Origin of the sequence: Rickettsia sp. Oklahoma-10 (assembly GCF_039954865.1) — a bacterium.
GTDB classification, from domain to species: domain Bacteria; phylum Pseudomonadota; class Alphaproteobacteria; order Rickettsiales; family Rickettsiaceae; genus Rickettsia; species Rickettsia oklahomensis.
Genome location: NZ_CP157197.1, coordinates 307566 through 329285 on the forward strand (window position 1 = coordinate 307566; position 21720 = coordinate 329285).

Below are 21720 nucleotides of genomic sequence, written 5' to 3' on the forward strand. Positions count from 1 at the left end.
TAATATAAGTGTTATCACGCTTCTAGCAAATCCGATGGATTACTATCACTACGCTTTCCTCTACTTCTAAAACTATTAAGCTTCTTAGATCTAATAGGATGCTGTAACTTTCTTAAAGCTTTTGACTCGATTTGTCTTATACGTTCTCTAGTTACTTTAAATTGCTGTCCTACTTCTTCTAATGTATGATCAGTGTTCATACCTATACCAAAACGCATTCTAAGCACTCTTTCTTCACGAGGTGTAAGAGTTGCAAGTACTCTAGTAGTAACTTCTCGTAAATTTGACTGAATTGCTGCATCAATCGGTGCTACTGCATTCTTATCTTCGATAAAATCCCCTAATTGACCGCCATCACTCTCATCCCCTACGGGATTCTCAAGACTTACAGGTTCTTTAGCTATTTTCATGACCTTACGCACTTTATCAAGCGGCATTGAAAGACGGTTAGCGATTTCCGTTGCCGTAGGTTCATAGCCCAGTTCATTAAGCATTTGCCTTGAAGTACGCAATATCTTATTAATTGTTTCAATCATATGCACAGGAATACGTATAGTTCTTGCTTGATCAGCAATAGCTCTTGTTATAGCTTGTCTAATCCACCAAGTAGCATAGGTAGAGAATTTATAGCCACGGCGATATTCAAATTTATCCACGGCTTTCATAAGCCCTATATTACCTTCCTGAATTAAATCTAAAAACTGCAATCCTCTATTAGCATATTTTTTAGCAATAGATATAACTAAACGTAAATTAGCTTCTATCATATCTTTTTTTGCTTGCAGTGTTTGTCTTTCACTTTTTTGTATAGTATTCACTAATTTTTTAAAATCGTTAACTGAAAGACCGGTATCAGATTCTATAACCGATAATTCGACAATCATTTGATCTATATAATCTGATTCTTTGGTAATTAACTCTTTCCAAGCGACCTTTTTATTTTTTAGCATTTTTTCTTTCCATTCTGCATTGATAACCGATCCTATGTATTCATCAAGGAAATTTTGACGAGTCACTCCGTATTTTTCAGCAAGTTTTAAAAAAGCTGTTTCTTTATTAATTAAATCACGATTTATTCCATACATCTTACTTAAAATTTCTTCTGTTTTTTTAGAATTAAAATGTATTTCTGAAACTTCATTTATTAGCAATTCCAAGTTATTATTATATTTTTTGCTATGTTGTAAAACCTTCAATTCAAAAGATTTTTCATAACATTTTTTAGCTTCACATAGTAGTTCTTCGCAGATAAAAGAAATCTTTTTCATACGCTCTATAATATTAGGTAATATCTGCGTTTCTACTTTAGACATAGATAAGTGATTATCCTCATGCTCTTCTCCTTCAGTATCACTACCATTTTCTTCATCATTTTCGGATGTTTCATCATGTAACATGTTAGCTTCCAAATCTATTAGATCACGTAGTAATATTTTTTCATTCACTAAATCTTCATACCATAATATAAAACAACGCATAGCAATAGGGCTTCTGCATAAGGAAGCAGTCATTGTTTTACGCCCTTCCTCAATTCTTTTTGCTATTTCTACTTCGTTTTCACGAGTTAAAAGATCAACTCCCCCCATATCCTTAAGATACAATCTTACAGGATCATCGGTAGTACCTATATTTTTTTCTTCTACCTCATCATCAGGTTCATTATCAACATTGATAGATAACTTAAATTCTTCATCCATTCCAATATCAAGCTTAATTTCATCATCTTCGTTAGATTCTAAAATATCTACTCCCGCATCGGAAAATTTTAATATAGCTTCCTCTAATTGTCTTATCGAAGGATTTTTATTAAGAGGAAGAGCTTTGTTTATATCATCATAAGTGACCGGTATCTTTTTAGATTTAGCTTTTTTAAGTAAACTATCTACCTTATCTAGATCATTATCTATATTACTATTGCTCATTAAATACCTATATGTTTTTTTGCTTTCAAAAGGTAGTGTAATACTACTTATTGAAAGCAAAATTAAAATAATACGTGTATCGATATGGAAAGCAGTGCCCATCTCAAATACAAATTTAATTTATATTTTTTGTTTTCTTTACTCTTCATTATACTTGAAGTATAGAAATATTAAATTATAGTATGGTTAATAAAAGATTCGTTTAAAACTTGAAGTTCATTTGCAATCTTCAGAATTTCTTTTTTATATAGTAAAACTTTTTCAAAATCGTGATTATCATTACTGTTTATAATATACGTGTATTCTTGTTGTAAATTTATTAGATAATATTTCTTATGTAGCCACTGCCATAATAAATCTAGTCTGATGTTATTTTTATTAAATGAGGTATCTAAAAACAAATTATCTGTTTTTGATAATAATAAAAAAATATCAAAAAAGCTAGTTTTTTTGACAATTGCAGTAATTTCACTTGTTTCTACGTTATTATCTATAATCTCGTTTAAATACCAATTACGGAACGCTTCAAGCAATTTATTGTTAAAATTTAAATTTAGGATGAAATCTTTAATATCTTTTTCTTCAAGTATTGTAGGAAACTTAACCAACAAAGCACAAAAAGCATGTTCTAGCATTTCAAGCTCTGAATAGCCATGACTTGAAACTATAGGTATTAAATTTGAGCTTTTAGTTATAACTTTCTTCTGTTTTATGACTAAATTCTGCCATATTTGATCTTTAAAAAACCTGTAATAACTTACTCTTAAATCACTATCCGATATTTTGCTGCAATAATCTTTTAAATTTTTTTCTAAATTAGCTTTTTCTTCTGCAGTTTTAAAACTCTTGCCACTATATTCTATATGCCAAATCATTTCTGATAGGCTTATTCTTGTATCTATAAGCTTTACAAAAAAATCAGCACCATTTTTATTTACTGCATCGTCGGGATCAAGTCCGCTTGGTAACCTAATAAAAGAAATTTTCTTTTTACTATTAATAAGCGGCAATGCTATGTTAATAGTTCTTATGCTAGCTTTTATGCCTGCATTATCTCCATCAAGACATAATATAATTTCATCACCGGCACGCCATAATTTATTTAAGTGATGCTCGGTAACGTTAGTGCCGAGGCTTGCAACCGCTTCGCTAAAACCTGCTTGATGTAGTGCTATAACGTCAAAATAACCTTCTACTAAAATCGAGTGATTTTTTTTATAGCTACTGCTTATTGCTTTGTTCTCACCATATAGTGTTTCACTTTTTTGAAATACTATAGTTTCAGGTGAATTTAAATATTTAGGCAGCCCCTCCCCTAGTACTCTACCGCCAAAACCTACAATTTTATTGTAAATATTTCTAATTGGAATGGTAATACGATTAGAAAATAAATTATATATTTCTCCGTTTTCTCGTTTGCCAATTAAACCTGCTTTACCGAGTTTTACAACATCTATATTTTTATCATGAAAAAACTTTTCAAATTTATTATTTTTTGGTGCAAATCCTATTGAGAACTCTTTGACTGTTTTTTCAGTAATATTTCTCCCGTGTAGATAATTTAATATTTCAGGCGTTAATTGTGTCCTGAAAAACTTATTGGCGAGCTCTAGAATATTGAGAATTTCATCAGATTCTTCATAAAATTCTTTTTGTTTCACAGTTAATTTTGGCATTTCTATACCGTAATCAGTTGCAAGCTTTATAGCAGACTGCTTATAGGATAGACCACTAATATTAGAAGTAAATTTTATAACGTCACCGGCTGCTTTACAACCAAAACAATAAAAAAACCTCTTACTATCATTAACCGTAAAAGAAGGAGTCTTTTCTTGATGGAAAGGACACAAACCTACATAGTTACCGGATTTTTTAGTTAAAACTACTTTTTGCCGTATTACATCAAATATGTTAATACGGTTTCTTAATAACTCATAAAATTCAGATGCAACTCGCATATTTTATATTATATAAAAAAGAATAGTAGTAAAAAGACAATAAGCAAGAGGTATAGATAGATTATCGTTAATTTTTAAATCTTTTGAATAAAATTCAGATGCTGTAGCCCCTATACAACTTATAATGATAATAATAAAACTTGTATTATATCCTAAATAGAAATACACTAATATGCTTATAAACATTGCAGAAACTAAAAAGGTAATAGAACCTGCTATTGATTTACCATTACTTAAACTATTACCTATTTTAACGCCGACAAGAGCAGCTAAACAATCTGAAATAATTAAAATTAACCACGAACAAATTACTAAATTTTTAGGAAAAAAAAGAGCAGTTAAGAAAAAACCGAGCATCATAAAGCTAATGCCGCTTAAAACAAAAGAGCCGTTATTTTCTTCGGGCCTTATAACTTTTGAAAAAAATCTAGTTACAAATTTGCTAATTCTTGTATTATTATGACGTAATATATCTAAATATAATGTAATAACCGTTATTATAAATAATAAGAGCTTAATAGAGGTTCTTGGAATAAATAAATAAAGTATCGGAAATATTATAGCCGATAGGTGAAAAATTTTACGCTTTTTCTCGAAGTCAAAATCGTTAATTACCATAGAGCCGTTAATATGTTTTTAGATATGTGAAAAATAATGCCTGCATCATTGCAAGAAGCTTTAGTGCCATCCCTATGAAAACAATGATACATAAAACATAACCTGAGTATTGGCATAAAAATTAAATTACATATTTAGTAAAATAACCACATAAGAAACTAGTTTTTTTATACGTTTTACTGGATTTCCGCCTCTGCAAGAATGACATAACAAAATCCAACAATGCCAATTCACAATGAATATCTATAATTAAAAAGGCTTATTTGACAAATTTAACTATTACAAATATACTTGCTGAGATCTGAAAAGAGTATACTATAAATTACTAAATCTACACAATATAATTATGAATACAAAATTTCCTATCACTACTAAAGGTTTTGAAAAATTAGAATACGAGCTTAGACATTTAAAACATGTAGAGCGTAAAAAAATTAGTGAAGATATAGCAGAAGCACGAGAACACGGCGATTTATCTGAAAACGCGGAATATGAAGCAGCACGTGAAAAACAAGCATTTATAGAAGGGCGCATTAAAGAGCTTGAAGATATGACGGCAAGAGCGGAAATTATTAATATTGGTAAACTATCAGGAGATAACATAAAATTTGGGGCTACAGTTACTTTAATTGACGACGATTCTGAAGAAGAAGTAACATATATTATTGTAGGAGAATATGAAGCTGATATAACTAGAAAAAGAGTTTCAATAGCTTCTCCTATAGCAAAAGCGTTGATTGGGAAATCAGTAGGTGATTTTGTAGAAGTCACAACACCAAAAGGATCAAAATCATATGAAGTAGTTGAGATTAAATATAAAGAATTAGAACTTTAGCTACATAACTTGCCCTGAAAAAATTTATGCATCGATTCGGTACTCGCATCCTTACATACTTTGTGTACGTGGGTGGTGCTATATCCTGCATCTCTTACCAGTTCCTCCTTATTAGCTATGCTTATCTAGGTTTATACTTCTAAGTAAAATGAAGAGTTAATAGACAAGTATATTTCTTCTTAAACATCTCTATCATTCTTTTTGTCACTATAAATCCGCCGAAAATGTTTATAGAAACGAGTAAAGGGGTTTTTTCCCCGAAATTTTTGCAGTAGTAATAACTATACATATCCTTTAATATTTTTTGCTAAAAACTCCTCTTATTTAGCTTTGTAATCTTCCGAACTTTCTAAAGCATAACCTGATTTATCTTGCAAATCTTATTGTAGCTCTGGTGAAACAAACTTAGCTCCTAAGCTTTCTACCTGCTCTTTGGTAGCAGCTCTTCATCGTACCATACAACTATACTACCAAACCGTTTTGCTGTTGCAATAGTTTGAAGACCAGCAACATTGATACCAAGCACTAAAGTTTTACACGGTGAAATAGTCCCCGCTGCCGGTCATCATCAGAAAAGCTTTTGTGTAATGATAACTTGCCTCAATTACTGCTCTATACCCTATTAAATTACTTTGAGAAGATAAAGCATCCATATTTTGAGCTTTAGTAATTCTCGGCACAAACTCTATAGCAACAAGTATAAGCTTTTTTAGCTGCTGCTTTTATATAATCATTAAATAAGGGGTGATAGAAGACCGATAATAATTGCACCTGATTTTGCAAATTCAAGCTTACTATATTTATCTGTAGCAGATGAAGTTTGTATCTTTAATATAATATCGGCATTGGAAATAATCTCGAGCGATACCGAAAATATTTTAGCACCAGCTGCAATATACTTTTCATCAAGAAAACCAGCAGAAAGCCCTATATCTTTTTTACAGTAACTAAATAGCTTTTTTGACTAGCAACCTGCTACTTCAGGTGTTATAGCAGTACGTGCTTCATACTTGGCTTTTTCTTTTAAAGCGACGATTTTCATAAAAATTATTTGTTTTAACAAAAAAACTAAGGTAGTTTAAACATAATCACAAATATAAAACAATAAAAATGAAAAAAATATTGTTCTTAGCAGTTATTTGTTTTTTTGTAAATTCTGTTACAGTATATGCAAATAATCATACTGTTATTTTAGAGCTAAAAACTTATCTACGTACGATAAAATCAGTTGCGATAGATTTTACTCAAGAAGATTCTAAGAATACTATAGCTAAAGGAAAATTATTAATAAGAAAACCTTATTTTAGATGTAATTATTATCCCCCGTTTCCTTTAATTATAATAGGTACTAAAAATTTCGTATCGATGTATGATTATGATATGGAACAAGTAAGTCGTATTAATAGAAGTGAAAATATATTTAATTTCTTATTAGAAGATAATGAGAATTTTGACAAGGATTTTATTTTTGAATCAGTAATTAATGAAGGAAATATTTTTAAAATTACTATCTACCATACTCTAACAGAAAAGCGTAGCGAAATTACTTTTAATAAAGCTACTAAACAAATTGAGCTAATCAAAATATTTGAAGATAATAATATAGTCACTATTACTTTTGATAAAATAGCTAAAGTACAAAAATTTTCCGATGATTTGTTTAAATTAAAAAACCCTGAAATATTTGGACCGCCTGAAAGGTTACCAAAATCAGAAATAGAAAAAAAATATATTGTTTCTTCCAGATAAATAGGTTATGTTAATTATGCTAGTAATGGGCATTATGCCTGTTTAGTTGGTCAGGTCTGAAAGGAAGCAGCCGGAGCAGGATTTGGTGGGTCATTACTAGCACATTATTCTTAAAAGAATTGGATGTTATGCCTATTTTTCATTGTCACCCCACAACTTGATTGCAGTATCCAATTTAAAATACTAAAATTAGTAGTTATACTTTTGGATACCGTTGTCAAGTCACGGTATGGCATCGAGTATTTTTTAAATCGTGTAGTAACAATGCCTACAAGTGAGCTAGGTAATTATATCTTATAACAATCGTGACCGATATAAATTCATCTAATAAGTATATTCCTTTTGCAAGGAAATATCGTCCTAGTAACTTTGCCGAGCTTCAGGGGCAGGAGGTACTAGTCAAAGTTTTAAGCTATACTATTTTAAACGATAAGCTTGCCGGAGGTTATCTTTTAACGGGTATTAGAGGGGTTGGTAAAACTACCTCAGCCCGTATTATTGCTAAAGCAGTAAATTGTTCTGCTTTAATTACTGAAGACACTGTAGTCAATTCAGTTAACCTTAAATACAAGAGGCAAGGAGGGAAAACTATAGATAATAGAGCGACAAATGACAATGTAAACAATTTTAAATCAATTGACTATACTATTAGAACATGTGAAGAATGTACGAATTGCATTAGTTTTAACAATCATAATCATCCTGATATAATTGAAATTGATGCAGCAAGTAAAACTAGCGTAGATGATATACGTAGAATTATAGAATCAGCTGAGTATAAACCTTTACAAGGTAAATATAAAATCTTCATTATTGATGAAATACATATGCTTTCTAAAGGAGCGTTTAATGCACTTCTTAAGACTTTGGAAGAACCACCACCTCATATAATATTTATTTTTGCAACGACGGAAGTACAAAAAATACCTGCAACTATTATTTCAAGATGTCAGCGTTATGATTTAAGACGTCTTAGTTTTGAAGAGATTTTTAAATTACTTAAATATATAACTAAGCAAGAAAATTTAAAAGCCGATATAGAAGCACTCAGAATTATATCTTTTAAATCAGAAGGTTCAGCACGTGATGCAGTATCTATTTTAGATCAAGCAGCTAGTATGTCGGCAAAATCCGATAATATAATTAGCTCTCAAGTAATTAATCAAATGCTTGGACTTGTTGATACTTCAGTTATAATAGAATTCTTCGAATATATTATCTGTAGAGAGACAGAAAAAGCTATAAACTTAATAAATAAGCTTTATGGTTTTTCAGTTAATCTTGAGATTTTTATAGAATCAGTAGCAGATTTTATTGCTTATCTTAATAAAGTAAAAATGTTACCTAATTATAGTTTGCCCATATATGAATCATTTAATGGTAGAATTAAAAACATCTTAAGTGAAATTAGTTTGCCTTATCTGTCAATCTTATGGCAAATATATAATAAAGGAGTCACGGAAATAAAAAATTCCTATAATCAACTGACAGAAGCAGAAATGTTAGTTATAAAATCTATATATTCGACGTCACTACCATTGCTTACAGATTTTGACGTTAATAATCAAAATTCCAATCAATCAATCAATCCAGAAATAAAAAAAAAATTTGAAATTGTAGACTTTCTTGAATATCTATATAAAAATAATGAAATAGATATGTATTACTTCCTACTCAATCATACGGAACTTAAAAATTTTGGTGATAATAGATTAGAGTTCTGCAGTTTTGAAGCTACAAGCAATATAAAAAAACAAATAGAAGATTTACTAGTTACTTTTAGCAAGGAAAAATTTGAGGTTATAATAATAAAAGAGCAGAACAAGCAAACCTTAAAAAACCAGCTCATAGGGAAGATTGAAGCAAATAATGATTTTGCTTTAATTAAAAAACATTTCCCAAATGCAATGATTTCAGATATTTTACTTAAAAATTAAAGGATAGAATTATGGTAAATTTTAATCAGTTTTTAAAAAAAGCCCAATCAATGCAAAAGAAAATGCAAGAAGCCCAAGAACAAATGGCAAATGCAAGGTTTAACGGTAAAGCCGGAGGCGGGCTTGTTGAAATTACTATCACCGGCCATAGTGAAGTAGCAAATGTTTCAGTTGATGAATCTTTATTAAAAGTAGAAGAAAAAGAGATGCTTGAGGATTTAATTAAAGTTGCCTTTAATGACGCTAAGCAAAAATGTGATAAAGATTCCCAAAATTCTTTATCAGGAGCTTTAAGCGGTATAAATTTACCATCGGGTTTTAAAATGCCGTTCTAACATGGCTCTCATTTCATTCTAGCTAAAAGCAGAAATTTAGGTTATTTGTCTCACCTCTTGGCTTGACAACAGAGTCTTGATCTTAGATTATTCTAAGATACCAATACAAGCTCGCAGGGTTTTTAGGTTCCAGATTCTTAGCTAGAATGACATCGAACTCTTTTTAAGATAAAACAAAACCTGCTAAGTTCTGTAAAATTCTTTGGAAAGATATCTAATAATTCAAGATCAACAAATCCTTATCAATCCTGAAACTTTTAAAACGTTCTAATAGTGACATACCAAGTAGTGAAATATCAAGATCACCAAGACCTACATGACCTTTGATATTCTTAAATTCCGTACCGATTACTACACTGTTTAAGGTTATAGGTGCGGCTTTATTTTCACCGTTAGCTGTTAGGTAAGTTTTAGTATATTTTAATTTAGTTAAGTCAAATCCTAATTTTTGGGCATCTTCTTTAGTTAAAGCTATATCACTTGCACCGGTATCTACCATAAATTTTATTTTAATGTTATTTACAAAAGCATTGATATAGAAATGCCCGTCTCCACTACGGGCTATAATAATTTCTCCAACTTCAGTAGACCACTTATATGATGGAATTAAAGCAGACATTACTCTATGATAAGCATAGTTCAGCTCAAACCTAAAAGCATAACAGGTTATTATAACTAAAAAAATTGCTGTCCACATTGCTAATTGTAAGCAAAATTTGCGTACCTTATTTTGGTTAATAGTACTATAAATTATACTAAATAATATTAATAACAACGCACAAAAACTTCCTATATTTTGTGATTCTTTAAAAAATTTCGGATAATGTTGATTAATATATTTGTATAATAAACCGCTTACAATTATGGTACTGCAAACGATAAAAACAAATTTTATGAGTTTTTTATTCATACGTTAATATTGTTTATTGATTCGATGTCATTCCTGCATAGGCAGTGTTGTGTATGGATACCAAATCGTCATTGCAAGCGACTGTAAGGAAGCATGACAATCTAAAAAAATTTAAAAAATGCTAATCTTTAGCATTTTTATTCTTCATTGCTTAGTCAATTATTTCGTAATTTCCCTTAGCTCAGACGAAAAAACGATCCATGCAAACAACAAATTAAATTTTATATCAAAGGTTGAAGCCACCTTCATCTTTGGTACTATTTATTTACTCTTCTCTATGAAAAAATACATTTTTTCATAGAGAAGAGTTACATTAAATCACCAATATTTTCCAAAAACAACCTAGCTCGATGCGATACCGGTTTATTAAAAAAATCTGGTGCATCCTGATTTGCTAAAATCTGCCCTTGATCCATAAAAATAATACGATCTGCTATTAATTTTGCAAATTTCAAATGATGAGTGACTACTACCATACTCATTTTGTCTTTTAATAAATTTATATTCTCTATAACATCTTTAATATTTTCAGGATCTAAGGCTGAAGTTGGTTCGTCGAATAACAAAATTTCTGGCTTCATCATTAAAGCCCTTGCTATTGCTATACGTTGTTTCTGTCCTCCTGATAGGCTTGCCGGACATGAGTCAAATTTCTGCGTTAGCTTAAACTTTTTGAGTAGTTCTTTTGCCTTAAGAACTGCTTTTTCTCTTGGCAAATTTAAAACATTTATTGGTGTATATATTAGATTTTCCCCTACCGTTAAATGTGGGAAGAGATTAAAATTTTGAAAAACCATACCTACTTTTAAACGAAGTTTTCTTCTATCCCTTAGCAGTAGCTTTTTTCTGTCTACCAAAAAAGTACCACTACTTGGTTCTTCTAAATTATTTAAAATTCGTAACAGAGTAGTTTTACCGCTTCCCGAAGGACCTATTATTACAGTAGTTTCCTTAGTAGTAAAACTTAAATCAATATTTTTAATTGCGTAATTTTTGCCATAACGCTTACAGACTTTTTCTAATACTATCATACACTAAATAGTAAATTTATAACCGTCATAAAGTGGCTTAACATTACTTGGGAGTATTTTTGTAATTTCATGATAATCTATCGTGTGTCTCATATTGGTTAATAATATCTCTTCAGGTTTATATTTTTCACGCCATTCTAGAACTTTATCAAGCCCTGCATGATTCGAATTTGATTTGTAATCCATACAATCCAATATCCATACTTTTATATCTTTTAAAAATTTTTCCGATTCAAGTGGAAAATCGATTACATCAGACGAATAGACAAAATCACCTATACGTAACCCTAAACTATCTATAGAACCATGATACTGTCTAAAAAACTGTATTTCTATAGTAGAGATCTTAATTTTATCAAAAAAATCAATAGGTCTAGTAGCTAGCACTTGCCAAGGCATAACAAATAAATAATCGAATTTCTTATGTAGCTTTGCTATTGTATTATAATTGGTATAAATTTCTAATGGCTTTTTTGAGGTAAAAGAAAATACTCGCAAATCTTCAATACCGTTAACGTGATCAGAATGATCATGGGTTAATATCGCACAATCAAGCTTACTAATTTTTTCTCTAACTAGCTGATATTTAATATCATAACCGAAATCAACTAATATTTGACTATTTTCATCATTGATATATATTGCTGATCTAGTTCTTTTATTGTACTTTGAAGTAGATGTGCATATACTGCAATCACATCCGATCACTGGTACGCCTATAGATGCTCCACACCCAAGTATTGTTACTTGTAACATAAATATTTAAAATAATGTTTGAAGTTTTTTATAATTTTTGCCTATTAAATCAAGAAATATTCTTATTTTTAAATAAAATTACTAATATAGGTTTTATACCGTATTTTCTGAAAATAATTTCTTTTTGTTTTAATATTGCTAATTTCGCCTTAATATATATTTTATACTGTATATATCTTTATATTCAACTAAAGAAAATTAAAAATGATAATGAGCGACAAAATAAATTTTGGGGCAACTATAATAAATTAGTTGAAATCGGTATAATATACGCAGTATTCGGTTTAGTTTTTACTACTCTTAAATTTTCCGTTAGTTTACCTCGCCCTTATTGCAGTCTTCCTATAGATAGTTTCATGACCATAATAAATACTGCAAACGAAAGATGCTTTTCAAGTTTTCCAAGCAGCCATGCTGCTCTTAGCATTTTGGTAACGTATCTTGCTTGGGATTATATTAAATTACGGTTAAAAATCTTAATGATTTGTGTTATTATACTCGTGTCTTTATCTCGCATAAGTCTTGCTATGCATTACCCAAGTGATATAACCTACGGCATTGCTATTGCATTTATAACAATACTAATAGGTAAGTTAATTTATCGAATCTTTGCAAATAATGTAATAAAAAAGGTCGGTCATTATTTTTGCACGGCTCTTGATGTCATTCCCGTGCAGCTGGAAATCCAGAAAAAATAACCTTAACATTGGTACAAAAATTACGTATTTGATAAAAAATTGTTTTTGTCTTTCTTTCTGGGGATTCCCGCCTGCACGGGAATGACATAAGAGAACAGCAGGAATAATATCAAAAAAACATTATGTTACTATACCGAAAATACTTTATAAAAAATATTTTACCACTGCTTATAGTCATTACTTTTTCGATGACTAGTATAGTATGGATAACGCAAGTATTAAAACTTTTATATTTATTTGATAAAGGTATAAAAGTTATGGACTTCCTCAGTTTAATAGTTTTAGTACTTCCTACTTTATTATTTATTCTATTACCGGTAATAACAGTTATTGCAGTAATCTATATCTATAATAATTTAAAAGTTGAGCGACAACTAATTATATTACAAGCCTCGGGAGTTAACAATGTACAGTTGGCATTGCCTGCTTTGTATTTAGCATTAATAGTTATGCTGCTTGCTTATTATATATCTTCCACCATTATGCCTTTATCTCATATAAACTTAAAATCACGTTTAAGTTTTATAAAGAATAATTATATATCAAGCATGATTGAAGAGAAAACTTTTAATAAAGTAACTAAAGATATCACTGTTTTTATAGATAAAAAATCAGCAGGAAATATTATGAACGGTGTAATAATATTTGATAATCGTAATACTAATAACCCATCAGTAGTATTTGCAGATTCAGGTACTCTTAATATATATGATAATAGCCCGATTTTTGAACTTAATAAAGGTCTAAGACAAGAATATGACGTAAACGGTAATTTAACACAACTAACTTTCGATTCTTTAATGATAAAGCTGCAAAATGATAATCCTTTAGTATCACAAAGAACTAAACATAATAAAGAAGCAAACGAATATTATATAAGCGAATTACTTGCCCCACCTCATGATTTAGCTATTACTAAAAAAATTAAATTAATTGCTGAAGCACATCAAAGAATAATTTGGCCTTTATATAATTTTGTATTACCTTTTTTAGCACTGGCAGTTTTTTTGAGATATCCTTATAGCAAAAAAACAACTTTTATGCCGGTATTATTTTCAACTTTGACAGTATTGCTTGTTACTTCTATTCATTTTATATTACAAAACTTTGCTTCAAAAAATCCAGATTTTATTTTTGCTTGTTATTCCAATTTGGTTATTGCTTTAACTATTGGATTATATTTATTTATAAATAAAAAAATATAATCTTATTTTACTTTACTCCACAAACCCTGCATATCTTGTTTAAAACAATCAATTTTATTTTCCTGCTCAGTAAATTTATTTACTTTAGCTGTTAATTCTTTTAAATCTTCCGGTAAATCAGTTATAATAATTATTCTTTTAAAAACTTCTACATAGTCCTTAACTTGTAAAATTTTTCCTATATCTATGGGTGAAATAATGATAAGCACACTAGCATTATTAGGATTTTGTAACTCATCAGTAATATAAATCGGCTGTTTTTCAGGCTGCGGATCAAGCTTACTACCGTGAGGTATAAATTGCTTGCGTGAATAAGTCCAAAGATTTTTATTGAGGATTTCCTGCTGTTCTTTATCAGTCGCAAGTATAACACTTTTAAGATCAGAGTGATAACATTTTTCTATCAGAAGCAATATCGATTTTAGAAGTAATTCACCACTTGTTTGATAAATACTAAATTGCTGCATAAAATTTTTATATTATTTTTTATAAGAAAATTTAAGTGGTACGGATGAAGGGACTTGAACCCCCACGCCTCACGGCACAAGAACCTAAATCTTGCATGTCTACCAGTTCCATCACATCCGCATAATGATGCTATTTCCATAAAAGAATTGTTATATAGACCAGATAAATTAGCTGTCATCCCGTGACTTGATCACATGATCCAGTAAAAATGCTAAAATTACTAGGATTATAAGGATACTCTGTGGTTAAGCCATAGTATGATTTACTTTGATCCACAAAACAGCATATAACAGGAATAACTATTTATCGGTCAGCGTTTCAATCAAAAAATTATAATACACATCATATAATTTTTGTAAATCGCTAATTTTAGTGTATTCATTTATTTTATGTGCCGTTTCAGATAATAAACCGAACTCTACCAAGGAACAATAATTTTTAACGAATCTTGCATCCGAGGTACCACCACTTGTAGAGAATTCTGGCTTTATTTTTAATGTACTCTCTACTACATCAGCAAAATCTTTTATTTTATTATTAGGATTCTGAATAAAACTTTCAGCAGAATTAATATATTCTAGCTTATAGTCTACTTTATATCCTTTGCAATATTGTTTAACAATTTGCTCTATTAATTGCACTAAAGTTTCTGCATTATGTAAATTATTAAAACGTATATTGAAATATGCTTCCACACTTGCCGGAATTAAGTTTGAAGTATTATTGCCAACATCAATATTCGTCACTTCAAGATTTGAACTTTGAAAAAACTCTGTTCCCTCATCAAGTCTTATATTTATTAACTCGTTCAATATTTTTATTAAGCAAGGTAAAGGATTATTAGCTTTATGAGGATAAGCTGCATGTCCTGCTAAGCCTTCTATATTTAATTTAAAGTTAATGCTTCCTCTTCTACCAATCTTAATTGTATCGCCTATTTCTTTTTCGCAAGTAGGCTCACCAACAACGGAAAAATCAATCTTATGCTCTTGATCATAAATATATTGCAACATTTCTTTAGTACCGTGTTTTGCTTTTCCTTCTTCATCACTAGTCAGTAAGAAACTAACGGAACCTTTAAAATCAGGGTTATTTTTTATAAGATCTAAAGCTGCAGCTAGAAAGCACGCTATAGCTCCTTTCATATCAACTACACCCCTGCCGTATATCTTGCCGTCTTGTTCATTAACCTTAAATGGAGCGGAATTATGCCAAAGATGATAATCACCTGCAGGCACCACATCTACATGCCCAACAAAGCAAATATTAGGTTTGCCCTTACCATACACAGCATAAAGATTAGTGACTTGCTCACTTTTAGAATCACCGAATATTTTTATTTCAGTCTTAAAGCAGTGTTTTTTAAGCAAACCATCAATATACTCAATAGCTCCATTACTCTCAGGAGTTATAGATTTAAAACTGATCAAATCTTTTAAGTAGTTAATGTACATAAATATTATATATTCTTACACTAATATTTATATGGTAAATGATAAATAAAAAATTAATATTACCTGCTGCTGTAACCCTTGGCAGTATGGTAGTTCCTTCCTTAGTATACATGTTTTTTTATTATGATAAATCCTAGTTAATAAAAGGATGTAGTATTAACTTTGAGAGTAGTTATCATTTCAAACTCTATGAAAGCTGCAGTAATAATAGGCTTTTTAATTTCTGCATTATATTTGGCATAATCGTTTTAAAAAATTGAACTAAAAAAGAGTAAAATGTCAAATTAAGGAATAGAAAATATATACTCCTGATAAATGAAAAGTTTTGTTTGTATTCAAGATAGGAACTACTTTCTTTCCATCTCAAGTGCTTATTATTTTAAACTTCTTTCAAAAAAGCAGTATATAATAAATTCAGCCCCATTTTGTAACAAGCACGAGGAGGAAACCTATACCAATAGGTAAGTCGACAAACAACTAAGTACAAAGTGGAGATCAGTTTATTATACTCATTAAATAACGATGATAGGATTTAAATAAAATATCATATTTTTGTTTAGAAAAAACAGGATATGGTACTATATAGACATTATTGGAAGATGGAATCGCTTTTTCAAGCTTATTTAGTATAAAAGGCATATTATAATTATGCTCTACTAAAATTATTGAAGTAAGATTGTAAGTCAAAATAAAATCACCTGCTTTCTTAATATTATCTTCTTTAGAATTCGGAGCAAGTATTACTTGTTGTTCTATTACTCTATGTTCTTTTAACAAATTTTTTAATTGCTCTGCAGATTCTATACCGATAACAAATAATATAGGTGCATAGCCTGCCTTAAGCATCGAAATACTGGTTTCAATTTTATGCACTCCTCCTGCAAATACTATTATTGCATTAGTAGTGTTACTGTTAAGCTTATAAGAATTTATTAAATATATATAATAACTAAAACCACCGATCCAAAGAGCAAAAATTACTAAAATTGTGAGTAAAAAATTTCTGATCATTTAAATATTTTGTTAAATTCAGTTTGAATAATTTTATCAAATTCAGACATTTCAATATAAACTCCTAATTGATTTAAAGATATTACTAAAGAATTTTCAAGTCCACAAGGAACAATTCCACAAAACTTACTTAAATCTGTTGAAATATTTATAGCTACACCGTGATATGTAACCCATTTTCTTACTCTAACACCTATTGCAGCAATTTTTGCAAATTCATCTTTGCTTACTTTTACCCAAATGCCTACTTTATCTTTAATGATATATGCTTTAATTCCAAAATAATTTAAGCTATTTATAATCCATTCTTCAAGCATTTTTATATATAGCTTTAAATCTTTACTGCGATTCATTGAAGCTAAATTAATAATTGGATAAATAACACGCTGACCTGGTCCATGAAAAGTAAATTTACCACCACGTCCTGTATAAATTACCGGAATATCACCGTAATTTAATAATTCTTCTCGTTTATAATTAGTACCGGCAGTGTATACTTCAGAATGTTCAACTAAATAAACAATTTCTGGCTCATCAGCATTGATTACCTTATTAACATAGTTTTCCATTAATTTTAAAGTAACCTGATAATCTGTAAGATTCGGTATAGTTACAAATTGTACCATATTAGCTGCTTAACTCAGATTTATATTTTAATATTAATGCATCTAAAATTGCTACGGTTTCAGCATCCAAATTACCAGAAAAATTACTAGGACGAAAATGCATTTGAAATGAAATTATAACATCTTTCATTTTAGATTCTAAAACTCCGGTAACTTCAAGTTTATAACCATATTTAATAAATTTTTGCTGAATTGCCATAATATCGGTTATATCAATTTGCGGCAGTAACTCGTTAAAAGTTTGCTCATCATACCATGCTCCTATACCGTTATCATATAATAGCTTCCAAGGAAATAGCGGACCTGGGTCCTGCTTTCTACCTGGAGCAATATCAGAATGCCCAACCACTCTAGTAGGTTTAATATCATATTTAGCAATAATCTTTTTACACAAACTTATAACACTATTAATTTGCCTTTCTAAATAAGGTAACCACAATACATCATTATTTTTTGGATCTACTTTAAAAGCAGGATTCACGATTTCAATACCAATTGATGTATCATTAATATGCTCATGACCTTGCCAGTAACTCACTCCGGCATGCCATGCTCTATCACTCTCTTCTACTAATTGAAATATATGTTCAGGGTTTTTATCGTTTATTAAATAATGACTACTTAACTTTTCACCGGTTAGAAAATCTAAAGATTGTTTAAAATTACACTGTGTATAATGTAGCACTAGGAATTTAATACGTTTATCAAAACCTACAGCTCTATAAGATGTTTTATCAATTACTATCATAGGATAAAATTTTAGATGTTAATCTTACTTACCTCCAGCGTAAGCATTGTTGTGTGGCTCGGTAAAGTGGTTATCATACTGCGACTTGATCACGGGATCCAGATAAAATGTTAAAAGTTATTTTTTGGACACCATGGTCAAGCCATGGTATTATACCGAATGCGTTTTTGATCGACACAATAAAGCCTTCCCGCCACCTACACGGGAATAACATTGAGTAAGTAGGCCTTCCGTAACACCGCTTCTAGCTATCGATCACCTAAACGTTTGTACAATACATGACCAAGCCACAGTATGACATCTATATAATGTTCATATAGTAACAATACTATAATTAAAGTTAGAGATATTTTTTTGATGGTGCCGGATATCGGATTTGAACTGATGACCTACCGCTTACAAGGCGGTTGCTCTACCACTGAGCTAATCCGGCATACAAAGATAAAGTCAACTATTTAGAAATAAGCATATAATACCCTAATTATAATGAGCTGTTGTTGCATTGATCAACATTTTTCCATTTTCATCCCACGATCAAGCCAAGGGATGACAGGTTACTGGATCCCTGCTTTTGCAGGAATAACAATATAAAAACAAACTAAGCTTCTTTAGCTTCCTTTACTTGTTTTAGGTTTACGATTTTTTGCTTTAATTGCCATTCCTTTTTTGACTTTTTTAGGAATAATAACGCCAGCTTGCTCTATAAATTTTGCAACTCGTTCGGTTGGTTTAGCACCTGTACTAAGCCAATATTCTATACGATCTTTTTTTAAAATCACACGCTCACTATTATCTGAAGCCAGCATTGGATTATAAGTTCCAACTTTTTCTAAAAAATCACCGTCACGAGGTGCTGTTGCGTTAGCTACTACTACACGGTAAAAAGGATGCTTTTTAGCACCGCCTCTAGCTAAACGAATTTTTACTGCCATATATTACTTACAATTTATTTTATTTTTTCTTCTTTAAAAAGAACATGTCTTCTAACTACTTTATCATACTTACGAAAAGAAAGCTTCTCGGTTTGGGTTTTTGGATTACGTTTTTTTACCCAAAAAACACCTGTACCAGCAGTACTTACTAACTTTACCAAAACATTTTTATTTTTCTTTGCCATTAGCTGACACCTTAAATCAAGATATTATTTATTCTTCTAAGAATGAGGAGAATAAAACAAAATTGAAAAATAGTCAAGTAAAATGAAATAATTTAGCGACCGAATAAACGTTCTATGTCTTTAAGTTTTAATTCAATATAAGTAGGTCTACCGTGATTACATTGTCCTGAAAACGGTGTATTTTCCATTTGACGTAGTAAAGCATTCATTTCATCCACCGATAATTTTCGCCCTGATCTAATAGAGTAATGACAGGCATAAGTCTTTGTTATATGCTCGATCAACTCAGTTAAAACTATATTCTCGCCAAAGTCCAATAAATGATCAGCGAGATCTTGGATTAACTTTTGTACATTTACATCTCCAAGAATATTTGGAATTTCAGTTACTATAATAGATTTTTCACCAAATTTTTCCAAAGTTAAACCAAGTTTAGATAATTTTTCCCTATGCTCATACAAGCAATCTGATCTTTTTTCATTTGGCAGCTCTACTATTTCAGGAATAAGTAAACGTTGCTTTATTAGTTTTTCTGTATTAATATAGTTTTTTATTTTTTCATATCCAAGACGCTCATGTGCTGCATGTTGATCGGTAATTACTATACTATCTTCGGTTTGCGAAATAATATAAGTCGTATGAAGCTGAGCTTTAGCTGCTCCAAGTCTATATTGTTTACTAATTTGCTGCTCATGTTCTATACGATTTTCTACTTCCTGCTCTATTTTAGCATGTGGCAATGTATCAATTAGTTTTTGATAAATATGATTTTGTGATATTTTAGGCGTACTAGCTGAACTATAAGACCTATAATCCACTAATTTACTATTAACATTTACCTGTTTATTTATAGTCGGTTGTTTATTGATGAGAGAATTTTTAAATAACTCAAGAGTATCAGAGGCGATAGTAGTAGAAGTAACATGGCTTTTATTTGTTAAAGCACTTTTAATTGCTTCTATTAATAAGTTTCGTACATAATTCGGATCATGAAACCTTACTTCTGCTTTTGCCGGATGTACATTAACATCAACAAATTGTGGATCAATTTGTAAGAATATAACACATAGTGGATAACGATCACGGGCCAAATAGTCTTGATATGCTACCCTCAAAGCTACTTGCAGTAATTTATCTTTTACCGGTCTATTATTGATAAATAAAAACTGATCTTCACTTGAAGCTCTATTATATGTTGGGATACTAGTATAGCCACAAACAGAGAAATCCAGTGTTTTGAAATCTACATAAGCAGCATTTTTTATAAAACCATCACCTATTACATCAATTATACGCTGTTTTAAGTTAGTTCCTACATCTTTATTCTGTCCCTTTAGTTTTAATAAATTCTTACCGTCATGCGTTAAACTAAAAGAAATTTTAGGATGTGCTAAAGCGACTTTCTTAACTATATCCAAAATTGCTGCAAGTTCAGTTTTATCAGTTCTAAGAAATTTTAGACGTGCAGGTGTTGCGAAAAATAAATCTCGTATCTCTATTTTAGTACCTTCATTATGGACAGAAATAGTAACTTGTTTTTTACTACCACCAATTAATTTAATTTGAAAAGCTTTGTCAGTTCCTCGTTTTTTAGAAGTAATTATCATTTTGCTAATGGCAGCAATCGAAGATAATGCTTCACCACGAAAACCAAAAGTATGAATGTTTAGAAAATTGCTTTCATCAAGCTTAGAAGTTGTATGACGTTCAACAGCAATTTCTAATTCCTTATCAGTCATACCGATACCGTCATCAGAAATAATAATTAGGTTTTTGCCTGCACGTTCTAAAATAATATCTATTTTAGTACTACCAGCATCAACAGCATTTTCCACTAATTCTTTTACTACTGATGCAGGTCTTTCTATAACCTCACCGGCAGCAATTCGATTGATAGTACTTTCTGAAAGAAACTTAATAGTCATTTTGTTATTAATTTAAATTTCTTAATACAATATGGGCAGATAACTTCCTTCTTTTCTTTATCTATTTCTAAATAAACTTTTGGGTGGTCATATGGAGGTTCTTTGCCGCAACAAGATACAGATGCATCAACACTATTAATAATTTCCATAGTTTTATATATTTATTTCTTTAAATCTAATATAAGTTACTTTTAAATAAAAGACAAATAATATGAAAAGGATTTAACAAAATCACTTGCACGAAAACTAAGTAAATGCAGTATATAAGATATACCAAGATCAATTTCAAAAAGAACAAGGAAGTCTATAAGATGAGGAGCAGAGCATAAATTAATAAGTGAGTACCGCAGAACTTATAGATAGGACGACATAACCAATCTTTGAAGTTCATCAAGTATATTAACACTTTATACTTTA

20 protein-coding genes, 2 tRNA genes, 1 other RNA gene and 3 pseudogenes are annotated in these 21720 nt (G+C 30.2%); 7 read left to right on the plus strand and 19 right to left on the minus strand.

All coding sequences use genetic code 11. The features are described from left to right. Window positions 1-14: 14 nt before the first annotated feature. The 3 genes from rpoD to AAGW17_RS01405 all read right to left on the minus strand — a co-directional run bounded on the left by rpoD (window position 15) and on the right by AAGW17_RS01405 (window position 4498). Window positions 15-1922 carry an RNA polymerase sigma factor RpoD gene (gene rpoD, locus AAGW17_RS01395; RefSeq protein WP_347939384.1) on the minus strand — a complete coding sequence of 636 codons (1908 nt, stop codon included), beginning with the start codon at window positions 1920-1922 and terminating at the stop codon, window positions 15-17. A gap of 170 nt (window positions 1923-2092) precedes the next feature. Continuing rightward, entirely contained in the window at window positions 2093-3880 is a 1788-nt protein-coding gene (gene dnaG, locus AAGW17_RS01400) for a DNA primase (RefSeq protein WP_347939156.1), read from the minus strand. A gap of 3 nt (window positions 3881-3883) precedes the next feature. Next, entirely contained in the window at window positions 3884-4498 is a 615-nt protein-coding gene (locus AAGW17_RS01405; protein WP_347939157.1) for a diacylglycerol/polyprenol kinase family protein, read from the minus strand. Window positions 4499-4844: 346 nt separating this feature from the next. Here AAGW17_RS01405 and greA point away from each other — a divergent pair, with 346 nt between their 5' ends. Next, window positions 4845-5333: a transcription elongation factor GreA gene (gene greA / locus AAGW17_RS01410; RefSeq protein ID WP_347939158.1), complete on the plus strand. Its 489-nt coding sequence runs from the start codon at window positions 4845-4847 to the stop codon at window positions 5331-5333. Between the two features lie 139 nt (window positions 5334-5472). On the opposite strand, the pseudogene AAGW17_RS01415 reads toward greA, so the two are convergent. Further along, window positions 5473-5577, minus strand: a pseudogene (locus tag AAGW17_RS01415) (proton-translocating transhydrogenase family protein); the annotation flags it as partial. Window positions 5578-5582: 5 nt separating this feature from the next. Next, window positions 5583-6375, minus strand: a pseudogene (locus tag AAGW17_RS01420) (NAD(P)(+) transhydrogenase (Re/Si-specific) subunit alpha); the annotation flags it as partial. Window positions 6376-6443: 68 nt separating this feature from the next. Here AAGW17_RS01420 and AAGW17_RS01425 point away from each other — a divergent pair. The 4 genes from AAGW17_RS01425 to AAGW17_RS01440 all read left to right on the plus strand — a co-directional run bounded on the left by AAGW17_RS01425 (window position 6444) and on the right by AAGW17_RS01440 (window position 9354). Continuing rightward, entirely contained in the window at window positions 6444-7082 is a 639-nt protein-coding gene (locus tag AAGW17_RS01425) for an outer membrane lipoprotein carrier protein LolA (RefSeq protein WP_347939159.1), read from the plus strand. 14 nt (window positions 7083-7096) lie between these two features. After that, window positions 7097-7190: signal recognition particle sRNA small type (gene ffs, locus AAGW17_RS01430), an RNA gene on the plus strand. A 197-nt stretch (window positions 7191-7387) separates the two neighbouring features. Then, the gene (gene dnaX, locus AAGW17_RS01435) at window positions 7388-9019 is read left to right on the plus strand and encodes a DNA polymerase III subunit gamma/tau (protein ID WP_347939160.1); all 1632 of its coding nucleotides are present in this window, start codon (window positions 7388-7390) and stop codon (window positions 9017-9019) included. A gap of 11 nt (window positions 9020-9030) precedes the next feature. After that, complete coding sequence (locus AAGW17_RS01440) at window positions 9031-9354, plus strand: YbaB/EbfC family nucleoid-associated protein (RefSeq protein ID WP_347939161.1); 324 nt, start codon at window positions 9031-9033, stop codon at window positions 9352-9354. A 214-nt stretch (window positions 9355-9568) separates the two neighbouring features. Here AAGW17_RS01440 and AAGW17_RS01445 read toward each other — a convergent pair whose 3' ends face one another. The 3 genes from AAGW17_RS01445 to AAGW17_RS01455 form a co-directional block, all read right to left on the minus strand. Continuing rightward, window positions 9569-10264 carry a TIGR02281 family clan AA aspartic protease gene (locus AAGW17_RS01445; RefSeq protein WP_347939162.1) on the minus strand — a complete coding sequence of 232 codons (696 nt, stop codon included), beginning with the start codon at window positions 10262-10264 and terminating at the stop codon, window positions 9569-9571. A gap of 308 nt (window positions 10265-10572) precedes the next feature. After that, the gene (locus tag AAGW17_RS01450; RefSeq protein ID WP_347939163.1) at window positions 10573-11295 is read right to left on the minus strand and encodes an amino acid ABC transporter ATP-binding protein; all 723 of its coding nucleotides are present in this window, start codon (window positions 11293-11295) and stop codon (window positions 10573-10575) included. Window positions 11296-11298: 3 nt separating this feature from the next. Next, window positions 11299-12051, minus strand: a complete 753-nt coding sequence (locus tag AAGW17_RS01455; protein WP_347939164.1) for an MBL fold metallo-hydrolase — start codon at window positions 12049-12051, stop codon at window positions 11299-11301. Between the two features lie 14 nt (window positions 12052-12065). Between AAGW17_RS01455 and AAGW17_RS01460 the strand changes: the two genes are divergently transcribed. Further along, window positions 12066-12749: a phosphatase PAP2 family protein gene (locus AAGW17_RS01460; protein ID WP_347939165.1), complete on the plus strand. Its 684-nt coding sequence runs from the start codon at window positions 12066-12068 to the stop codon at window positions 12747-12749. Window positions 12750-12871: 122 nt separating this feature from the next. Next, on the plus strand, window positions 12872-13954 hold the full coding sequence (locus tag AAGW17_RS01465; RefSeq protein ID WP_347939166.1) for an LptF/LptG family permease: 1083 nt from the start codon (window positions 12872-12874) through the stop codon (window positions 13952-13954). A gap of 2 nt (window positions 13955-13956) precedes the next feature. Here AAGW17_RS01465 and AAGW17_RS01470 read toward each other — a convergent pair whose 3' ends face one another. The 11 genes and pseudogenes from AAGW17_RS01470 to AAGW17_RS01520 all read right to left on the minus strand — a co-directional run bounded on the left by AAGW17_RS01470 (window position 13957) and on the right by AAGW17_RS01520 (window position 21452). Continuing rightward, on the minus strand, window positions 13957-14421 hold the full coding sequence (locus AAGW17_RS01470; protein ID WP_347939167.1) for a DNA polymerase III subunit chi: 465 nt from the start codon (window positions 14419-14421) through the stop codon (window positions 13957-13959). Between the two features lie 36 nt (window positions 14422-14457). Continuing rightward, a tRNA-Leu gene (locus AAGW17_RS01475) sits at window positions 14458-14542 on the minus strand. A gap of 179 nt (window positions 14543-14721) precedes the next feature. Then, window positions 14722-15876 (minus strand): succinyl-diaminopimelate desuccinylase, encoded by a 1155-nt coding sequence (dapE, locus tag AAGW17_RS01480; protein WP_347939168.1) that lies wholly within the window; start codon window positions 15874-15876, stop codon window positions 14722-14724. 495 nt (window positions 15877-16371) lie between these two features. Further along, entirely contained in the window at window positions 16372-16887 is a 516-nt protein-coding gene (locus tag AAGW17_RS01485; RefSeq protein WP_347939169.1) for a YdcF family protein, read from the minus strand. Continuing rightward, on the minus strand, window positions 16884-17513 hold the full coding sequence (lipB, locus tag AAGW17_RS01490; RefSeq protein WP_347939170.1) for a lipoyl(octanoyl) transferase LipB: 630 nt from the start codon (window positions 17511-17513) through the stop codon (window positions 16884-16886). Before lipB ends, AAGW17_RS01485 begins: the two co-directional genes overlap by 4 nt. A gap of 1 nt (window position 17514) precedes the next feature. After that, window positions 17515-18261 (minus strand): N-acetylmuramoyl-L-alanine amidase, encoded by a 747-nt coding sequence (locus AAGW17_RS01495; protein WP_347939171.1) that lies wholly within the window; start codon window positions 18259-18261, stop codon window positions 17515-17517. A 358-nt stretch (window positions 18262-18619) separates the two neighbouring features. Continuing rightward, window positions 18620-18694 (minus strand) — tRNA-Thr (locus tag AAGW17_RS01500). A gap of 165 nt (window positions 18695-18859) precedes the next feature. Next, window positions 18860-19193: pseudogene (gene rpsP / locus AAGW17_RS01505) on the minus strand (30S ribosomal protein S16). A 14-nt stretch (window positions 19194-19207) separates the two neighbouring features. Beyond that, window positions 19208-19378 carry a 50S ribosomal protein L33 gene (gene rpmG, locus AAGW17_RS01510; protein ID WP_347939173.1) on the minus strand — a complete coding sequence of 57 codons (171 nt, stop codon included), beginning with the start codon at window positions 19376-19378 and terminating at the stop codon, window positions 19208-19210. Between the two features lie 92 nt (window positions 19379-19470). Beyond that, window positions 19471-21303: a DNA mismatch repair endonuclease MutL gene (gene mutL, locus AAGW17_RS01515; RefSeq protein ID WP_347939174.1), complete on the minus strand. Its 1833-nt coding sequence runs from the start codon at window positions 21301-21303 to the stop codon at window positions 19471-19473. After that, window positions 21300-21452, minus strand: a complete 153-nt coding sequence (locus AAGW17_RS01520) for a zinc-finger domain-containing protein (RefSeq protein ID WP_347939175.1) — start codon at window positions 21450-21452, stop codon at window positions 21300-21302. The genes mutL and AAGW17_RS01520 overlap by 4 nt, the downstream gene beginning before the upstream one ends. Window positions 21453-21720: the final 268 nt, after the last annotated feature.

Coding starts and splice junctions, on each gene's coding strand:
- rpoD (WP_347939384.1), bottom strand. CDS start 1,922: ATGAGCAATAGTAATATAGATAATGATCTAGATAAGGTAGATAGTTTA.
- dnaG (WP_347939156.1), bottom strand. CDS start 3,880: ATGCGAGTTGCATCTGAATTTTATGAGTTATTAAGAAACCGTATTAAC.
- AAGW17_RS01405 (WP_347939157.1), bottom strand. CDS start 4,498: ATGGTAATTAACGATTTTGACTTCGAGAAAAAGCGTAAAATTTTTCAC.
- greA (WP_347939158.1), top strand. CDS start 4,845: ATGAATACAAAATTTCCTATCACTACTAAAGGTTTTGAAAAATTAGAA.
- AAGW17_RS01425 (WP_347939159.1), top strand. CDS start 6,444: ATGAAAAAAATATTGTTCTTAGCAGTTATTTGTTTTTTTGTAAATTCT.
- AAGW17_RS01440 (WP_347939161.1), top strand. CDS start 9,031: ATGGTAAATTTTAATCAGTTTTTAAAAAAAGCCCAATCAATGCAAAAG.
- AAGW17_RS01445 (WP_347939162.1), bottom strand. CDS start 10,264: ATGAATAAAAAACTCATAAAATTTGTTTTTATCGTTTGCAGTACCATA.
- AAGW17_RS01450 (WP_347939163.1), bottom strand. CDS start 11,295: ATGATAGTATTAGAAAAAGTCTGTAAGCGTTATGGCAAAAATTACGCA.
- AAGW17_RS01455 (WP_347939164.1), bottom strand. CDS start 12,051: ATGTTACAAGTAACAATACTTGGGTGTGGAGCATCTATAGGCGTACCA.
- AAGW17_RS01460 (WP_347939165.1), top strand. CDS start 12,066: ATGTTTGAAGTTTTTTATAATTTTTGCCTATTAAATCAAGAAATATTC.
- AAGW17_RS01465 (WP_347939166.1), top strand. CDS start 12,872: ATGTTACTATACCGAAAATACTTTATAAAAAATATTTTACCACTGCTT.
- AAGW17_RS01470 (WP_347939167.1), bottom strand. CDS start 14,421: ATGCAGCAATTTAGTATTTATCAAACAAGTGGTGAATTACTTCTAAAA.
- dapE (WP_347939168.1), bottom strand. CDS start 15,876: ATGTACATTAACTACTTAAAAGATTTGATCAGTTTTAAATCTATAACT.
- AAGW17_RS01485 (WP_347939169.1), bottom strand. CDS start 16,887: ATGATCAGAAATTTTTTACTCACAATTTTAGTAATTTTTGCTCTTTGG.
- lipB (WP_347939170.1), bottom strand. CDS start 17,513: ATGGTACAATTTGTAACTATACCGAATCTTACAGATTATCAGGTTACT.
- AAGW17_RS01495 (WP_347939171.1), bottom strand. CDS start 18,261: ATGATAGTAATTGATAAAACATCTTATAGAGCTGTAGGTTTTGATAAA.
- rpmG (WP_347939173.1), bottom strand. CDS start 19,378: ATGGCAAAGAAAAATAAAAATGTTTTGGTAAAGTTAGTAAGTACTGCT.
- mutL (WP_347939174.1), bottom strand. CDS start 21,303: ATGACTATTAAGTTTCTTTCAGAAAGTACTATCAATCGAATTGCTGCC.
- AAGW17_RS01520 (WP_347939175.1), bottom strand. CDS start 21,452: ATGGAAATTATTAATAGTGTTGATGCATCTGTATCTTGTTGCGGCAAA.